Origin of the sequence: Streptomyces sp. NPDC127119, assembly GCF_042677425.1 — a bacterium.
Lineage (GTDB): Bacteria > Actinomycetota > Actinomycetes > Streptomycetales > Streptomycetaceae > Streptomyces.
On record NZ_JBHXTO010000003.1, the window covers coordinates 162,563 to 179,008 of the forward strand.

At 69.7% G+C, this 16,446-nt stretch carries 15 protein-coding genes and 1 pseudogene; 11 read left to right on the forward strand and 5 right to left on the reverse strand.

All coding sequences use genetic code 11. The annotated features are described in order from the left end of the window. Positions 1–2 precede the first annotated feature (2 nt). The 3 genes and pseudogenes from ACFVH5_RS02820 to ACFVH5_RS02830 all read left to right on the forward strand — a co-directional run bounded on the left by ACFVH5_RS02820 (position 3) and on the right by ACFVH5_RS02830 (position 1,420). Complete coding sequence (locus ACFVH5_RS02820) at positions 3–785, forward strand: hypothetical protein (RefSeq protein WP_385831519.1); 783 nt, start codon at positions 3–5, stop codon at positions 783–785. Continuing rightward, positions 703–978, forward strand: a pseudogene (locus ACFVH5_RS02825) (siderophore-interacting protein); the annotation flags it as partial. The gene ACFVH5_RS02820 and the pseudogene ACFVH5_RS02825, both read left to right, overlap by 83 nt. A gap of 91 nt (positions 979–1,069) precedes the next feature. Next, the gene (locus ACFVH5_RS02830; RefSeq protein ID WP_385831584.1) at positions 1,070–1,420 is read left to right on the forward strand and encodes an SIP domain-containing protein; all 351 of its coding nucleotides are present in this window, start codon (positions 1,070–1,072) and stop codon (positions 1,418–1,420) included. A 122-nt stretch (positions 1,421–1,542) separates the two neighbouring features. Here the strand turns inward: ACFVH5_RS02830 and ACFVH5_RS02835 are convergent, their stop codons facing one another. Continuing rightward, complete coding sequence (locus ACFVH5_RS02835; protein WP_385831521.1) at positions 1,543–2,988, reverse strand: lamin tail domain-containing protein; 1,446 nt, start codon at positions 2,986–2,988, stop codon at positions 1,543–1,545. Between the two features lie 409 nt (positions 2,989–3,397). On the opposite strand from ACFVH5_RS02835, the gene ACFVH5_RS02840 reads away from it, so the two are divergent. Further along, positions 3,398–4,570: an acyl-CoA dehydrogenase family protein gene (locus ACFVH5_RS02840; protein WP_385831523.1), complete on the forward strand. Its 1,173-nt coding sequence runs from the start codon at positions 3,398–3,400 to the stop codon at positions 4,568–4,570. Positions 4,571–4,661: 91 nt separating this feature from the next. After that, positions 4,662–4,901 carry a hypothetical protein gene (locus ACFVH5_RS02845; protein ID WP_385831525.1) on the forward strand — a complete coding sequence of 80 codons (240 nt, stop codon included), beginning with the start codon at positions 4,662–4,664 and terminating at the stop codon, positions 4,899–4,901. Positions 4,902–4,961: 60 nt separating this feature from the next. Here the strand turns inward: ACFVH5_RS02845 and ACFVH5_RS02850 are convergent, their stop codons facing one another. Next, complete coding sequence (locus tag ACFVH5_RS02850; RefSeq protein ID WP_384800549.1) at positions 4,962–5,954, reverse strand: LacI family DNA-binding transcriptional regulator; 993 nt, start codon at positions 5,952–5,954, stop codon at positions 4,962–4,964. Between the two features lie 329 nt (positions 5,955–6,283). Between ACFVH5_RS02850 and ACFVH5_RS02855 the strand changes: the two genes are divergently transcribed. From ACFVH5_RS02855 to ACFVH5_RS02865, 3 genes are all read left to right on the forward strand, one after another. Continuing rightward, positions 6,284–8,002, forward strand: coding sequence for a discoidin domain-containing protein (locus tag ACFVH5_RS02855; RefSeq protein WP_385831528.1), 1,719 nt, complete (start codon positions 6,284–6,286; stop codon positions 8,000–8,002). A gap of 166 nt (positions 8,003–8,168) precedes the next feature. Next, entirely contained in the window at positions 8,169–9,503 is a 1,335-nt protein-coding gene (locus ACFVH5_RS02860) for a DUF1996 domain-containing protein (protein ID WP_385831530.1), read from the forward strand. Positions 9,504–9,514: 11 nt separating this feature from the next. Next, entirely contained in the window at positions 9,515–10,105 is a 591-nt protein-coding gene (locus ACFVH5_RS02865) for a DUF305 domain-containing protein (protein WP_385831531.1), read from the forward strand. A gap of 138 nt (positions 10,106–10,243) precedes the next feature. Here the strand turns inward: ACFVH5_RS02865 and ACFVH5_RS02870 are convergent, their stop codons facing one another. Both ACFVH5_RS02870 and ACFVH5_RS02875 read right to left on the reverse strand, forming a co-directional pair. Beyond that, the gene (locus ACFVH5_RS02870) at positions 10,244–11,362 is read right to left on the reverse strand and encodes a fatty acid desaturase family protein (RefSeq protein ID WP_385831532.1); all 1,119 of its coding nucleotides are present in this window, start codon (positions 11,360–11,362) and stop codon (positions 10,244–10,246) included. A gap of 7 nt (positions 11,363–11,369) precedes the next feature. Beyond that, positions 11,370–12,425 carry a ferredoxin reductase gene (locus ACFVH5_RS02875; RefSeq protein ID WP_385831534.1) on the reverse strand — a complete coding sequence of 352 codons (1,056 nt, stop codon included), beginning with the start codon at positions 12,423–12,425 and terminating at the stop codon, positions 11,370–11,372. Positions 12,426–12,511: 86 nt separating this feature from the next. On the opposite strand from ACFVH5_RS02875, the gene ACFVH5_RS02880 reads away from it, so the two are divergent. Both ACFVH5_RS02880 and ACFVH5_RS02885 read left to right on the forward strand, forming a co-directional pair. After that, positions 12,512–13,651, forward strand: coding sequence for a PucR family transcriptional regulator (locus tag ACFVH5_RS02880; RefSeq protein ID WP_385831536.1), 1,140 nt, complete (start codon positions 12,512–12,514; stop codon positions 13,649–13,651). Between the two features lie 241 nt (positions 13,652–13,892). After that, positions 13,893–14,231: a thioredoxin family protein gene (locus ACFVH5_RS02885; RefSeq protein ID WP_385831538.1), complete on the forward strand. Its 339-nt coding sequence runs from the start codon at positions 13,893–13,895 to the stop codon at positions 14,229–14,231. Positions 14,232–14,286: 55 nt separating this feature from the next. Here ACFVH5_RS02885 and ACFVH5_RS02890 read toward each other — a convergent pair whose 3' ends face one another. Further along, positions 14,287–15,168, reverse strand: coding sequence for a LysR family transcriptional regulator (locus ACFVH5_RS02890; RefSeq protein ID WP_385831540.1), 882 nt, complete (start codon positions 15,166–15,168; stop codon positions 14,287–14,289). An 83-nt stretch (positions 15,169–15,251) separates the two neighbouring features. Between ACFVH5_RS02890 and ACFVH5_RS02895 the strand changes: the two genes are divergently transcribed. Further along, positions 15,252–16,211, forward strand: a complete 960-nt coding sequence (locus tag ACFVH5_RS02895) for a PhzF family phenazine biosynthesis isomerase (protein ID WP_385831542.1) — start codon at positions 15,252–15,254, stop codon at positions 16,209–16,211. Positions 16,212–16,446 lie beyond the last annotated feature (235 nt).

Consider the following 16,446-nt stretch of genomic DNA (forward strand, 5'->3'; position numbering starts at 1 on the left):
GTGTGCCGCTGTTCGAGGTTGGTCTGCCAGAGCTGGGCGAGTTCCGGCTCGGAGGGCGCCGCGCTGCGCACCACCTCCAGCAGCGGCGCGGCGCGACGCAGGATGGCACAGGCGCCCGCGGCCTGGAGGCGGAGCTGGGCGGCCGGATCGGGCTCGTCAAGGACGGCGCGGGCCCACGGACGCTGAAGAGTGGTCAGCGGATCAGGGTCGCCGGCGATGCCGATGTCCAGGACCTCGGTGTGAACATGAAGAAGAAGCCCACCACCGCCCCTACGTCCGCCCCCACCTCCACTTCCTCCTCCGCCACTGCCACCTACGGCGGCACCTCCTCCGCCACTGCCACCTCCTCCGGCAGTACCGTCTCCGTGCTCTACCGTCTCGCGCTCCTGCACCAGGGGCGGGCCCGGCTGCTCGTCCTGACCACCCTCACGTTCATGGCCCACGAGGCGTGCGAGGCACTGATCCCGGTGCTCGTCGGCGTGGTGGTGGACCGTGCCCTGGCCCCCGGCGACCCGAGCGCGCTGGCCGGCTGGCTCGCCGTACTGGCGGCCACGTTCGTCCTGTTGTCCTGGTCGTGGCAGCGGGCCTCGGCCGCCATGGTGAGCGTCTACGGACACGGCGAACACGCCCTGCGGCAAGGGGCCCTGCGCCGGGTCCTCGACCCGCACGGCGGACCGCCACGACTTCTCGCTGCCCCAGGCTTTGGGGGACGGCGGCTGGCGGACGCCCGAGGACCGTCCCACCGCGCCGATGCGGACGTACACGATCCGGGCGGTCCGTCCTGACGTGGGGGAGATCGACATCGATTTCGTGCGCCACGACCACGGGGTGGCGTCGGAGTGGGCGCTCGGGGCGCGCCCCGGCGACCCGGTCGGCCTCACATCGCCGACCGGCCTCTATCGGCCGCCCGCCGACCTCGAACGACAGGTGCTGGTCTCCGACCTGACCGGACTGCCCGCGCTGGCACGCCTGTTGGAGCAGACGCCGGACGGGGTGCGCAGCCGGATCGCGGTGGAGGTACCGGGCGACCGGCTCACGTCAGGACCTGTCGCTGCGCCCCGGGGGCCATCTGACCTGGAAGTACGGCGGAAACGGGCACGGCCCCTGCCGGCTGGCGGAGCTCGTCGCCTCGCAGGTGCCGCCGGGCACGGACCTCACCGGCGGGTACGTGTGGGTCGCCGGGCAGACCAACGCGCTGCGTGACGTACGCCGTTACCTGCGCAAGGAACTCGGCCTGCCCGCCGACCGGTTCAAGGTGGTCGGCTACCGGATGCCGGGCTCCGAGACCTGGGGCGACCGCTACGAAGCTCTCCCCGTCACGGTGAAGTCGGAACTCACCCGGATGTGGGACCAGCCCGCGCGCGAGGAGGAGGACACCGCCCTCGACTACGAGGAGCGGCTGAGCGAACTCGGCCTCTGAGTGGTGGCGCCCGGCGTGCGTGGTCGGTACTCCCCGGCAGCACCGCAGGGAACACGTGAGCCCCGGACCGTACGGTCCGGGGCTCACGGTTCGCGCCCACCCACATGCGGCAGACGATCAGGTCAGCAGGTGATGGTGCCCTTGCGCAGGGCGTGGCCGCCGTCATTGGTGTCGTCGGACCAGTAGACGGGCTTGGCGCCCGCCACACATTCGCCGGAGCCGGCGACGGAGAAGCCCTCGTTGTTGTAGTTCGGCATGCCGGTGGGGCGGTTGAAGACGGCGGTGGCGGTGAACACGCCGGTGGCGTCGACCTTCAGAGTGCGGTGCTGGCCGTCGCAGGTGTCGTCGCAGACCGCCCACAGGCGCGTGGCCTGGGGTTCCCACTGCAGTTCCATCACCCCGGCCATGCCGCTGGCGAAGGAGGCGACCCGGGTGTAGCTGCCGGAGTCCGTGAGGACATAGCCGTAGATCATCCCGGTCCCCTCGACGCCGACGAAGAACACACCGGCGCTGTGGGCGCTGTACCGGGCCGGGTCATAGGCCGTCCCGGTGGAGGCGTCCTTGAAGGCGGCCCCGACGAGGTAGGTGTCGGGAACCCAGGTGATGCCCTCAAGGCCCAGGTTGGAGCCCGTCGAGGGCAGATCGGAGGTGAGGTTCCACTCCTTGGAAGCGGTCAGTGACGAACTGGACGTGGTGACGTCGTACTTCAACACCGACAGGCGGCTGGTGCCGGAGGCGTCGCCGTTGCGCTCACTGGCGACGAAGGCCCCGCCGGCCGAGCCGGAGCCGGCCAGGGTGACGCCCTCGCTGTCGGCACTGCCGGAACCGCCGGTGAAGCGCAGGGACTTGCCGGAGGACCAACCGCCGCTGGTGTCCGGCTTCCAGCCGGTGGAGCCGTCGCGCACCAGGCGCCACAGCTTTCCACTGTTCTGCGCGCCCCACAGCACGTCGCCCTCCTGATAGAGGCCGCTCAGGTCCTGCCCGAACACGTTGGAGGCGTCCGCGGTCGCCACGCTGTTGCCGCCCGGCCACACCACCGGGCTGGTCGAACCTCCGCCACCCCCGGAGGTGCGGCAACTGTTCGGGCCGCTCAAGGTCACGGCCAACGCCTGCTGGAAGTCGCCGGTGCCGTCCGGGCAGCGCGACCAGGACGGGCCGGAGTGACTGCTCCAGGAGAAGCTGTCCACCAGGGTCTTGCCGTCGGCGAGGTAGAGGCGAGCGTCGTCGTCGGAGCCAAGGCCGAACGTGTCGTGGACGTCGAACGCCCGGTATCCGCCCGCTGCCAGAGTGGTCCCCGAGGCGATCTTGTAGGCGTGACTGGTGTCGTCGTCCTTGAGGATCCAGCCCGAGACGTCGATCGTGGCGGTGCCCTTGTTGAACAGCTCGATGGAGTCGTTGACGTCGCCGGTGGTCACTACCTCGTTGATGCGGATGTCGTCGGCGACGGCGGCGTGCGCCGCGGGCACACCGCTCAGCGCGCCTGCGGCCACCAGCGGGCCGACGACGAGGAACCGGGCAAGAACACGGGCAAGGACACGACGCCCACCGCGGGCGATCGATCTGTTCACGGATTCCGTCCTGACATGGTCATGGGAAGGGCGGCCCGATCGTCCCGGCCCAGCCCCAACAGCTCTCCCACACCAGGAGGACAACGGGTGAACGGCAGACACACCGTGATCGCCAAGGGGTGTCGGCAGCGCGTGATGAGCGCGCTGTGCGATGCCCCGGACCTGGTATGACGGCCGACGTCCCTCCGATGCCAGTGGGGCCCGCACTCGTCCCCCTCGACGAACCTGGCGGGCACCGTCCCGCCCATGGGCGCCGTGCCCGCGGCGGGCGAACACACCGACAGGATCCTGGGCGGGCTCGGGTACGGCGCGGCCGAGATCGAGCGGCTGCGCGCGGAACGCATCGTATGAGCCACCGAGGAAGCGCCGACGCACGACACCATCGCGGCTCTGGAAGGAGCGTCACCGCATGAGCACTCTGGACATCCTGTCCGAGGACGAGCAGTTCATCGTCAGGACGGTGCAGGACTTCGTGGACAAGGAGGTGAAGCCCGTGGTCCGTGAACTGGAGCACGGCAACACCTACCCCGAGGCCCTGATCGAGCAGATGAAACGGCTCGGCGTCTACGGCCTCGCCGTCCCCGAGGAGTACGGCGGCACGCCCGTCTCCGTCCCCTGCTACGTGCTGATCACCGAGGAGCTGGCCCGCGGCTGGATGAGCCTCGCCGGGGCGATGGGCGGTCACACGGTCGTCGCCAAGCTCATCCTGACCTTCGGTACCGAGGAGCAGAAGCGGCACTGGCTGCCGAGGCTGGCCACCGGCGAGGTCCGCGCGACCATGGCCCTGACCGAGCCGGGCGGCGGTTCCGACCTCCAGGCCATGAGCACGGTCGCCCGCAAGGCCACCGACGGCGACGGCTATGTCGTCAACGGCTCGAAGACCTGGATCACCAACTCCCGCCGCTCCGGACTGATCGCCCTCCTCTGCAAGACCGACCCCCGGGCGAGCCCGGCCCACCGGGGCATCTCGATCCTCCTCGTCGAACACGGCCCCGGCCTGACGGTCTCGCGCGATCTGCCCAAACTCGGCTACAAGGGCGTCGAGAGCTGCGAGTTGGCCTTCGACGACTACCGGGCACCCGCCGACGCCGTGCTCGGCGGAGTCGAGGGCAAGGGATTCGCCCAGATGATGAAGGGCCTGGAGACCGGCCGCCTCCAGGTCGCCGCCCGCGCCCTCGGCGTCGGCCGCGCCGCCCTGGAGGACTCCCTCGCCTACGCCCAGCAGCGCGAGTCGTTCGGCAAGCCGATCTGGAAGCACCAGTCGATCGGCAACTACCTGGCGGACATGGCGACCTCCCTCACCGCCGCCCGCCAGCTCACCCTGTACGCCGCCCGGGAGGCGCAGGAGGGCCGCCGCGTGGACATGGAGGCCGGCATGGCGAAACTCTTCGCCTCCGAGACGGCCATGGAGATCGCGCTCAACGCCGTCCGGATCCACGGCGGTTACGGCTACTCGACCGAGTTCGACGTCGAACGCTACTTCCGCGACGCCCCGCTGATGATCGTCGGCGAGGGTACCAACGAGATCCAGCGCAACGTCATCGCGAGCCAACTGGTCAAGCGCGGAGGGCTCGACGCATGAGAGCGCGGAGGCGCAGAGCGGCTGCCCACCGCCGATGCGGCGGACGGTGAGGGCGTAGGCGCTCCGCGCGGTGGCTCAACCGCTCTGCCCGGTGGCTCAACTGTGCCGGATACCCGACGCCTTGTGGCTGTGCGGTATGGGGGCGGGACAGCGGGATCTTCTGTGCGAGCTTGTCGCCCTCGACATCGCCCTCGCCCTCGACGTCGTTGGTGGGCACCAGCCGGTCCAGCCGGGCGTCTCCAAGGAGATCGGCCTCGCCGGCATCGCGGCACGCTACGAGGCGCTGAAGGACGGCAACACCACCAGGGTCGTCATCACCGACTTCTCCTGAACCCGGCGGGCGCCCTCCCACGCCGTGGGGGAGTATCCGCCTGTCCGGGGTGTCGCGTGATCAGGTCGATTCCCGCACCACGAGTTCGTTCGGCATGATCACCGGATCTGTTGGGCCGCCGTCTATCAGGTTGAGGAGCAGGTGGACGGCCGCGGTCGCCTGGTCCGCCATCGGGCTGCGGACCGAGGTGAGTGCGGGGCTCGTGTAGGACGCGGCCTCGATGTCGTCGAAGCCGATCACCGCCACGTCCTCCGGCACGCGTCGGCCCGCCTTCTGAAGGGTGCGCAGGGCTCCGATCGCCATCAGGTCGTTGGAAGCGAACACCGCGTCGAGGTCGGGATCGTCCTCCAGAAGCTGACGCATGGCTTCGGCGCCGGAGACTCTCGTGAAGTCGCCCAGTGCCACGATCGAGCGACGGCCGGTGTCCCGGAGCGTCTGCCGGTAGCCGGCGAGGCGTTCACGCGCCTCGTAGAGTTCGAGCGGCCCCGTGATGGTGGCGATCCGGCGCCGGCCGCGCTCCAGAAGGTGACGTACGGCCAGTTCCGCTCCGCCGGCGTTGTCCAGCGCCACGTACGGGACGTCCTGTGCGGAGGTGCGGTTGAAGGACACGACGGGCAGACCCTGCCGGGCGAGCGCGGCCGGCAGGGAATCCGTACCGTGCAGGGCGACCAGGAGCACGCCGTCCACGTGTCCGCCGGCGATGTACTGCACCACCCGGGTCCGGCTCTCGTCCGATTCCGCGAGCATGAGCACGAGCCGTTTGCCCGCCTTCTCCAGCTCTCTGCTGACGGCGCGGACCACGGCGGAGAACAGCGGGTCGTCGGAGACGACTCCCTGCGGCGGGTCGGAGACCACCACGGCGAGGGTGTCGGTGCGGCGGGTGACGAGGTTGCGGGCCGCCCCGTTGGGCACGTAACCCAGTTCGCGCACCGCGCGCATGACGACGTCGCGGATCTCCGGGGCGACCGTCGTCTCGCCGTTGACGACGCGGGAGACGCTCGATTTGGACACGCCCGCGCGGGCGGCGACCACTTCCAGAGTGGGGCGTTTCATACCTGTCCGTCCCCTGTGCCGCCGCCCGGGTTCGTGCGCGGGGCGGGTTCTCTCATCAGGGCGACCTCCGGCTCAGCGTCATGACGTTATGAGCAGCGTATCCGCAGGCCGGGGCGTCATGGGCATGCTCAAGAGCCCTTCGCCCGCTGCGCCGCCCCCGGTCCGACAGCGCGGCGCAGGCATCTTCAGGGACCGCTCCCTGAAGAAGTCGTACGCGTAACACCGCTGTTTTTACAAGGTGAAACAGCTCTTGACAGCCTTCACGCGCCCCTCCATTCTCCCCTTCAGGGAGCGCTCCCTCACCTCGCCCCCCACTTGAGGAGTCGCCCATGCGAGCACTGCTGCGTCGCTTTGCCTTATTCCTGACACTCGCCGCCTCACTACTCACTTTCATCGCTCTCCCCGCCCCTTCCGCACAGGCTGCGGAGGTCCTGCTCTCGCAGGGAAAGACCGCCACCTCCTCAAGCACCGAGGGGGACTTCACCGCTCGGAGCGCCGTCGACGGAGACCCTGGGACCCGGTGGTCCAGTGCCTTCGCCGATCCGCAGTGGATCCAGATCGACCTCGGGGCAAGTGCCGAGATCAGCCGGGTCGTCCTCAACTGGGAGGCCGCGTACGGCACCGCGTTCAGAATCGAGGTCTCGGGCGACGCCCAGAGATGGACCACCGTCCATCAGACGGCCACGGGCACGGGCGGCACCCAGAACCTGACGGTCACCGGCACCGGCCGCTATGTGCGCATGTACGGAACACAACGCGCCACCGCCTACGGCTACTCGCTGTGGGAGTTCCAGGTGTACGGCACCGCCGGCGGTTCAGGCGGCGACCAGGGCAGGCTGCTCTCCTACGGCAGGCCGGGCACGGCCTCCTCCTCCCAGAGCGACGGCAACTGCTGGGAGTGCACGCCGGCCAGGGCGTTCGACCGTGATCCCGCCTCGCGCTGGGCCACCAGTTCCACCACCGGCTGGACCGACCCTGGCTGGATCTCCGTCGACCTCGGCGCGACGGCACAGATCGACAAGGTCGTCCTGCAGTGGGATCCCGCCTACGCCAAGTCCTTCCAGATCCAGGTCTCACCGAACGGCACCGACTGGACACCGATCTACTCGACGACGTCCGGCACGGGCTTCAAACAGACACTCACCGTCTCCGGCTCCGGCCGCCATGTGCGCATGTACGGCACGGAACGCGCCACCCCGTACGGCTACTCGCTGTGGGAGTTCCAGGTGTACGGCACCGGCGGCGCCCCGATCACGCCCCCGCCCCTGCCGAGCGACCCCGCGAACCCGCCGCGGCTGGTGTGGAGCGACGAGTTCGACGGCGCCACGGGCGGTAAGCCCGACGCCTCGAAGTGGCGGGCCGACCCGGGCACCGGGCCGAACAACGAGCTGGAGTACTACACCGACCACCGCAACGCCTCGCTGGACGGGTCGGGACACCTGGTGATGGAGGCCCGCAAGGAGGTCACCGCCGGATCGGCCTGCCCGCGTGACCCGTTGAGCGGCAGCACCACCTGCCAGTACACCTCGGCGCGGATGAACACCGGCGCGACGTTCCAGTTCACCTACGGGCGCGTCGAAGCACGCATCAAGGTGCCCAAGGGCAACGGCCTGTGGCCCGCGTTCTGGATGATGGGCGCCGACTTCCTGACGGGCCGTCCGTGGCCGTACAACGGCGAGATCGACATCGTGGAGGTCCTCGGCAAGGACGTGAAGACCGCGTACTCGACCGTCCACGCGCCCGCCTACAACGGCGGAGGCGGCATCGGTTCGCCGTACACCCTGCCCGGGAACGCCGACTTCTCCGACGACTTCCACACCTGGGCCGCCGACTGGAACAGCAAGGGCATCACCTTCAGCCTGGACGGCCGGACCGTCTTCGCCCTCGACAAGGACCAGGTGGAGCAGACACGCGGCCCGTGGATCTTCGACCACCCCCACTACATGATCCTCAACCTCGCGGTCGGCGGTGACTGGCCGGGCCCGACGGACGCGGGCACTCCGTTCCCGTCCAAGATGCTCGTCGACTTCGTACGGGTCTATCAGTAGCCCTCGGTTCCCACGCCCTCGGTTCCCCTGTCTGGGCCCGAGCCGATGGCCGGGCCCCGGCCACCCCGGCGTGCGTTCGAGCAGCCCCTTCTCCCCATTCCTTCACCCCCGATGTTCGTGAGGAAGTGAGATGCACAGATATCGCGTCCCTCTGTACACACTCTTGGTGAACGCCCTGGTGGTCGTACTGGCCGCCGCCCTGAGCCTGACCGTCTCTACCCAGCGGGCGCAGGCCGCGACGGTCACCGTCCAGGCCGAGTCCTACGCGGCCCAGTCGGGCGTCGCGCTGGAGGCGACCGCGGACATGGGCGGCGGGCAGAACGCCGCGTTTCTCGCCGACGGCGACTGGATGCGGTTCGACAACGTCGACCTCGGTACGGCCGGCCGGCTGACGGTGTCGGCCCGGATCGCCTCCGCCGTCGGCTCGGGCACGGTCGAGCTGCGTACCGGCACCCTCACCGGACCGCTGCTCGCGGTCATCTCGGTCTCCCCGACCGGCGGTTGGCAGAACTGGGCGACCCGGGAGACCGAGGTCTCCAGCCACCCGACCGGCTCGCAGACAGTGTTCGCGGTATTGCGCAGCCAGGGGTCCGGTGACTTCGTGAACATCAACTGGTTCTCCTTCGTCGGAGAGGGCGGCGGCGCGGCGCCCGGCTGGGTCCCCGTCGACCAGGCCAAGTGGAACGCCCAGTTGAGCCAGTTCCGTGCGATGACGCCGGCCGCGGTGCCCGGCGGAGTGGTCCGGGTTCCGGAGTTCAACGCCACCTGCACCTACAGTCACTCCAGGCCGGACGACCCGATCGTCCTGCCGGGCCTTCCCGGCGCGTCCCACATGCACAGCTTCTTCGGCAACAAGAGCACGGACGCGTTCACCACGACCCAGTCGCTGCTGGCCAACAGGCCGACCAGTTGCACCCCTGCCGACGACCTCTCGGCGTACTGGATCCCCAGCCTCTACGAGGGCGACAGGGCCGTCGAAGCCGAGGGCATGATCGTCTACTACGGTTCCCGGCTCACCGACCCCTCGGCGACCGTGCCCTTCCCGGAGGGATTCCGCATGATCGCAGGTGACGCCAAGGCGCAGACGCCCACCCCGGCGGGATCGACCGGCCAGTACTGGTGCTCCGGAGAGGGCGGCGAGACCGGCCGCAGCGCCGACGGCAACTGGCCGGTCTGCGCCCCGAAGGCCCACCTGACCCACCAGCTCGTCTTCCCCGACTGCTGGGACGGCAAGAACCTCGACAGCCCCGACCACAAGTCGCACGTGGCGTTCACCTACGACGGCAAGTGCAGCGGCGCCTACCCCGTCGCCATCCCCAACCTCTCCTTCGTCGTCAGCTACCCGACCAGCGGCAGCAGCGCGGGCTTCCGGCTGGCCTCGGGCATGGCGTCGTCCATCCACGGCGACTTCTTCAACGCCTGGGACAACGCCGCTCTCGGACACCGTGTGAAGGACTGCATCACCCAGAAGGCCAAGTGCAACTCCGCCGGCACGTTCTGACCCTGTGGTCGGTGTGCGCCGCGGCTGTGGCGCTGCTGGTGGTCGGCTGCACCGCGCAGCCGACCACCAGCGGTACGCCGCGGAAAGCCGCCGCGTCGCGGCCATCGGCCTTCAACGCGACCGACACAGCCTGGATCCTGCTGATGATCCCCATGACCGAACGTGCCCAGCAGCTCACCGACCTGGCGCCCTCCCGCTCGACAGACCCGGCCGTGGCCACGCTGGCGGCGAGGACCGGCACGACACTGCGCACGGACCTACTCCGTCTGCGCGCCGCACTGAAGCGGTCAGGTGTACGGGACACGCACCCCCACGAGGGACACACCATGCCGGGCATGGTCAGCCTCGACACCCTCGACAAGGCATCCGCCACGAAGGGCCGACCGTTCGACCGCATCCTCACCGAAGCACTACGCGCCCATGTCACCCAGTCCCGCGTGCTCTGCGCCGGCGAGCAGAACCAAGGCCGCGCGGACGAGGCGACGGGACTGGCGGCGGCGATCGCGAGGAACACGACGCAACAGATCACCGACCTGGACAAGCTGCGAACAGCAGGTCCCGGGAAGCCCGGTAGCAGGACCACGGCGAAGCCTGCTGGCTGAGGCAGGACCGTGGCCACCAGGTGAGTCGGCCGCACTCTCTGCGCACTGCCGAACTCCATCCATGCCATCACAGAGGAACCTGAGTGAGACTCGTCGCGTCCCCGCCACAGCCAGAGACGTCTGAACCCGTACCAGGAGTCAGGCCGCGACGAGTTCCTTCTCTCGGTCCGGTGTCTTCGTCTTGGGCTTCTTGTTCGGGAGTGAGAGGCGGAAGACCTTGTGCCAGGCCGAGAGCACCTGCTTCGGTAGAGGCCCGGTGACGTACTCCAGCTCGTACTTCTCGAACAGCGCGCGCACCTTCACCGAGACCTCGGCGTACCGGTTGCTCGGCAGGTCCGGGAACAGGTGATGCTCGATCTGGTGCGACAGGTTGCCGGTCATGAAGTGCATGGCCTTGCTGCCGCTGATGTTCGCCGAGCCCAGCATCTGGCGCAGGTACCACTGGCCGCGCGTCTCGCCCTTGATCGAACGGCGCTCGAAGACCTGCACGCCCTCCGGGAAGTGCCCGCACATGATCACCGAGTGGGTCCAGACGTTGCGGACCAGGTTCGCGGTGAACGTGGCGGCGAGCGTGGTGAGGAAGGACGGGCCCGACAGCAGCGGGTGGATCACGTAGTCCTTGAGCACCTGCTTGCGGATCTTGCGGCCCACGGCCCTGGCCCGCGCGCGGAACTCCGGGTTGTTGCGGCGGCGCTTGTGCAGGTTCTTGCCGAGCTCCAGGTCGTACGCCGCGATGCCGTACTCGAAGAAGCAGGCGTTGAGGAAGTTCCACAGCGGCTGGCCGAGGTGGAACGGGTGCCACCTCTGGTCCTCGTCGACACGCATGATGCCGTAGCCGAGGTCGTTGTCCTTGCCGATCACGTTGGTGTACGTGTGGTGCAGCTCGTTGTGCGAGTGCTTCCACTGCTCGGACGGCGAGACGTGATCCCACTCCCAGGTGGTGGAGTGGATCTTCGGGTCGCGCATCCAGTCCCACTGGCCGTGCAGGACGTTGTGGCCGATCTCCATGTTGTCCATGATCTTCGCCACGGACAGACCGGCCGTGCCGATCAGCCACGCGGGCGGGAAGAACGAGAACAGCAGCACACCCCTGCTGGCCAGCTCAAGCTTGCGCTGCACCGAGATGACCTTGCGGATGTAGGCAGCGTCCTTCTCGCCGCGGGAGGCGATGACCTCGTCGCGGATCGCGTCCAGCTCGCGGCCGAGCTCCTCGATCTGTTCCGCGGTCAGGTGTGCGGTGGGGTCGATGGCGGTCAAGGTGCTCCTACCGTTCGATGTCGCACGGGCCCGCCGCGGCGGACACGCAGGTCTGGATGAGGACGCCCGGCTCGGCCTCGGTGATCTCGCCGGTGCGCAGGTCGCGGACGGCGCCCGCCTTGAGCGGCGTGACGCAGCCGAAGCAGATGCCCATACGGCACCCGGAGGGCATGAGCACGCCGGCCTCCTCGCCGACGTCCAGCAACGGCGTGCCGCCGTCCGCGTCGACGGTCTTGCCGGTGGTGCTGAACGTGACCTCACCGCCGTCGCCGGCGACGACGATGCTGGGGCGGAAGCGTTCGGTGTGCAGGCGCTCCTGGACGCCGTGCTCGGTCCAGTGCGCTTCGGCGGCGTCGAGCAGGCCCGCGGGTCCGCAGGCCCAGGTCTCGCGCTCGGCCCAGTCGGGTACGAGTTCGTCGAGACGGGCGATGTCGAGCTGGCCGTCCGTGTCGGTGTGCACCTCGGTCAGCCGCAGCTTCTTGTCCGCGGCCAGGTCGTGCAGTTCCTTGCGGAAGATCACGTCCTGCGGCTGTGGCGCGCAGTGGACCATGACGACGTCGTCGAACTCGGTGTCGCGCAGCATGCCCATGACGGGCGTGATGCCGCTGCCGGCCGTCAGGTAGAGGACCTTGGCGGGCTTGACCTGCGGCAGCACGAATTCACCGGTCGGGTGGTCGAGCTGGATCAGCGTGCCCGGTTTCGCTCTGCGGACCAGGTGGTTGCTGACCTTTCCGTCCGGGATCGCCTTCACGGTGATCGTGACGCGGCCGTCCCGGCGGTCCGTCGGCGAGGTGACCGAGTAGGCACGCCACAGGCGCACCCCGTCGACGTCGACCCCGATCCGCACGTACTGACCGGCGGTGTGGCCGCGCCAGCCCCGTCCCGGCCTGATCACGATGGTCGCGGCGTCACCCGTCTCGGGGAGCACGGCCTCGATACGCCCACGCAGGTCGGCGCCCGCACGCAGCGGGCTGACCAGGTCGAGGTAGTCCGACGGCAGTAGCGGCGTCGTGACCGTCTCCAGCAGTTTCCACGCCCTGCTGCGGAGGGCTGTACTCGTCATGGCTTCAGCTTGATGCGCCTCAGGGCGTAAAGTCCTGACCGCAGGACGTGAATCTGGTCGGCTGAATTGTTCGTAGGGAACAAAACGTGAGTCAAGCGATCCGGAGGGCCAGTGAACTGGCCCTTGATGAGACGACGGTCACCGCGCTTCGGGCCGCACTGAAGAGCACCGCCGACGAGGTCGTCCAGGCGATCATCGACGAGGTCCCTTCCTACGCCAACGCCCTCTCGGGCCGCATGGGCGCCACCATACGGCGAGCTGTCCGCACGGCCCTGGGGCACTACCTGGACCTGGCGAGCGGGCACGCCACGGGCGGTGACGGCGGTGACGCCGCCTACGAGCTGGGCCGCGGCGAGGTGCGCGACGGCCGTTCGATGGACGCCCTGCTCAGCGCCTACCGCGTCGGCGCCCGCGTGGCCTGGCGCTGCCTGGCGGCGGGTGCCGTACCCGCAGGTCTGCCCGCTGCCGAGGTCGCCAAGTTCGCCGAGCTGACCTTCGCCTACATCGACGAGCTCTCCGCCGCGAGCGCCGCGGGCCACGCCGACGAACTGGCCGCCCGGGGCAGGGCCCAGGAGCGCCACCTGGAACACCTCGCCCGCGACCTCCTCGCGGACGCGAGCCCGGACGTGCTGCGGGCCTCCTGTCAACGGGCCGGGTGGCAGCCTCCGGTTTCGCTGACCGCGGTCCTGCTGCCCGCCGCCCAGGCCCGGCCCGCCTACCGCGCGCTCGACCCGAACACCCTCGTCCTCGACGATCTGCCGGACGCCACCGGTGTGCTGCTCGTCCCCGATGCCGACCGCTCCCATCTCTTGCGGCAGCTGACCGACCGCTCCGCCGTGGTCGGCCCGGCCCGGCCATGGGCTCGTGCGTCCGCCTCGTACACACGAGCTGTACGGGCGCGCTCCCTCTCCTCCGACATTCGCGACACCGACGACCACCTGCCCGAGCTGGTGCTGAGCGCGGACGCGGACGCGTTCGCGGACCTGCGGGCCCGAGCCCTCGCACCGTTGCGGACCTTGCCTGTCGCGACCGCGCGGCGGCTGGAGGAGACGTTGCGGGCGTGGCTGCTGCATCAGGGCAGACGGGACGAGGTGGCGTCGGAGCTGTTCGTCCACCCCCAGACGGTCCGCTACCGGATGGCGCAGCTGCGGGAGCTGTTCCCGGATCTCGCCTCGCCACACCGGGTCCTTGAACTGACGCTGGCGGTCGGCCTTCGGGCAGGCTGACGCGTACTCCGACCGTCATCCCGTACGCGTCCTCCCGTCCCCGTCCCCGTCCGCGTCCGCGTCCGCGTCCGTGACCCCGACCGGGCCGCGGTCCGGGAACCAACCGTGGTTCTGCGACGGTCCCGCGCCTCCCGTCCGACAGGTCGGCCGGGCGACCGACCGGGCCGGTCTGGCACACCGCGCGAGGGATGATGGGGATGCAATAGGAGATGCAACAACGGACGTGAGGTCAGGAGCGTGCATGGTGCAGCGGGTTCACCGACCCTGTGAGGACGCGGAGTTCGATTTCATCCTCGGGATGAGCGGAGTTCCGGTCCTCGCGTACTTCACCGGGACATGGCCCAAGGCGATCGAGCCCTGCCGGGTGATGGACCTCGTCGTGGGTGGCATCGCCGACGCGTACGCGGGCCGCCTGACGGCCGTCCGCACCGACATCACGCGGTGTCCGGCTGCGACCGAGCGATACGGGATCACCGCAGCCCCGTCCTACGTCCTGCTGAAGGAGGGGGAGATGGTGGCGCACGACACAGGGCCCATGAGCACCACCGAGGTACGGAAGTTCCTGGACGCCCACCTCTGAGCGACCGCTGCGACACCTGGCCGCTGCGCCCGGAGCCTTCGCCGGAGACGGTCGCTCAGCCGGTCGACTGTCGTACCAACTCCTCGGAGAACGCCTGCGCGCCAGGTCCCGTCCATCGCCTGCGGTGGCGGGCCAGTCGCACCGGAACATCGGCGAACCGCGGTCCAGAGACCTGTACCAACCGGCCCTGGTGCACGTGCTCCTCCACCGTCGTGAGCGGCAGGAGGGTCAGTCCCAGACCGGCGGCGACGCAGGAACGTGCCGCGTCCACGCTCCCGAACCGGGTCGGCCGCGGCCGGGAGCCAGGCACGGCGAGCAGCCGTCGTTCCAGCTCATCGCTGTAGGAACAGCCCTGTTCCAGCAGGAAGAAGTTCTCGGCTGCGAGTTCCGCCCAGGTCACCGCGCCGGCCCGTGCGGCGAGCGGATGCCCGGGGGCGCAGACCAGGGCGAGGGGTTCCCGGGTGATCGGCTCGGTCGTCACGTCGCGGAAGTCGGCGACCTCCTCCAGCAACAGCGCCAGATCGAGGCGCCCGGACCGCAGGCCCTCGACGCACTCCGCGGTGCCGGCCGCGTACAGGTGGACATCCATCTCCGGGTGGCTGGTGCGCAGGGCGGCGATCACCCCGGGCACGCGGGTCGAGCACAGCGACTCCGGTGCCCCCACGGCCACCGGCCCCCGTACACCGCCGTCGCCGTCGGCCTTCAGTCGTGCCACGGCGTCGAGTACGTCCTCGGCCCGCTCCAGCATCACTCGGCCGTACTCGGTGAGCAGGGTGCCCGCGGGCAGGCGGTCGAAGAGCCGGGCGCCCAGCTCCCGCTCCAGGTTGCGGATGTGCACGGTGACCGTGGACTGGGCCAAGTGCAGCTCGGCGGCAGCGGCGGTGAAACTGCCCGTACGGGCGAGCGCGGTGAAGGTGTGCAGCAAGCGAGTGTCCACGGGAGCAGGCTATGCGATACGTCGATGGATCTGATTCATATCCATCATTGGACTCGATCGGCACGGAGTGGCAGCGTGGAGCCATGACCAGCGACCTGAGCGGGACCACTCTCGTGAGCCACCCGGAGACCGAGATCCTGCGCTACTCCGCCTTCACCGACGATCCGGTCGGAGGCAATCCGGCCGGGGTCGTGCTCGATGCCTCAGGGCTCGACGACGCGGCGATGCTCACCATCGCCGCCGAGGTCGGATACTCAGAGACGGCCTTCGTCACCGCCCGGGTCGAAACTGGCACTGTCGAAACCGCCCGTATTGAAACCGGCAATGTCAAAACCGCCGGTGTCGAAGCATCGCGCCGCTTCCGGGTCCGCTACTTCAGCCCGCTCGCCGAGGTCGCCTTCTGCGGGCATGCGACCATCGCCCTGGCCGTGGCCCTCGCCGAGCGTCTGGGCCCCGGCGAGATCGTCCTCGACACTCCTGCGGGCGAGATTCCTGTAGCCACCAAGCTGGACGGCGACGGCGACGGCGACGGCGCGGTGTCGGCCACGCTCACCAGCGTTCCGACCCGTTCACGCCCCACCGTGAGCACCGAACTCGACGCGGCTCTGAAGGCCCTCGGCTGGGCTCCCGAGGACCTCGATCCCGCGCTGCCGCCGCACGTGGCGTTCGGCGGAAACGATCACCTGGTACTGGCCGCGGGCTCCCGGGAACGACTGGCGGACCTGGACTACGACTTCGACGGCCTCACCGAGGTGATGCGGCGTCACGGCTGGACGACTCTCCAACTGGTGTGGCGGGAGTCGCCGGAGCATTTTCACGCCCGCGACCCGTTCCCGATCGGCGGGGTGGTGGAGGATCCGGCAACGGGGGCGGCTGCCGCGGCGTTCGGCGGATACCTCCGCACCCTGGGGCTCGTCACCCGCCCGGCCAGGATCGCGATCCGCCAGGGGGAGGACATGGGCCGTCCCAGCGATCTGCTGATCGAGGTGGACCCCGAGGACGCCCGGGTACGCGTCACGGGACGGGCCGTGCCGATCGGCTGAGGGTGTGCAGGCCGGCCCTGTTCGTCCGTCACGACGGATGTGCCGCGCCATCGGGTATGCCGGTTACCCGTTGGCCGTACCCACTGTCCGGTGTCCGGCGAGGTCTGGCCGGTCGAGGGGGGTCGGGCCCGGGGCAATGTGCCCCACCACCGGAACCGGGCCGCGCCACCCCAACCCCGGGCGCGGGAGCCCCAGCGCAGCCGACCCGGCCCCCCACCCAGTGGAGCCGACGAAC